Raw genomic sequence first — 447 nt, 5'->3', positions numbered from 1 at the left:
AGAGCCGGCGTGCGGTGCGCACCTGGTCCGCGGAGAGCCGAGATGGTCGGCCGCCGGTTCTGCCGCGGGCTCGGGCGGCGGCGAGGCCGGCGTTGGTGCGTTCCTTGATGAGGTCCCGTTCGAACTCCGCCAGCGCAGCGAAGACGTGGAACACAAGCCGGCCACCGGGTGAGGTGGTGTCAATGGTCTCCTGCAGCGACCGGAACCCGATGCCGCGTTCGGCGAGTGCGTGCAGCTGGTCGATGAGGTGCCGGATGGATCGACCGAGCCGGTCGAGTCGCCAGACGACGAGAGTGTCGCCGGGGCGGAGCTGGTCGAGGAGCTTGTCGAGCTCGGGCCGGTGTTGCAGCGACCCGGACATGGTGTCGACGAACACGCGGTAGCAGCCGGCGGCGCCCAGCGCGTCGATCTGTAGCGACGCGTCCTGGTCGGTGGTGGACACGCGCG

The 447-nt window shown here is 70.2% G+C and carries 1 protein-coding gene; it reads right to left on the bottom strand.

Features of this window, described 5'->3' with window-relative positions; genetic code table 11:
- Positions 1–447, bottom strand: a 447-nt coding sequence (locus C6558_RS39195; RefSeq protein ID WP_199197154.1) for a recombinase family protein, incomplete at both ends; no start/stop codon positions are given.

Source organism: Ensifer sp. NM-2 (genome assembly GCF_003024455.1).
GTDB classification, from domain to species: domain Bacteria; phylum Pseudomonadota; class Alphaproteobacteria; order Rhizobiales; family Rhizobiaceae; genus Ensifer; species Ensifer canadensis.
The sequence above is the reverse complement of the archived record's forward strand: the minus strand, read 5'-3'. Positions and strand labels throughout refer to the sequence as shown.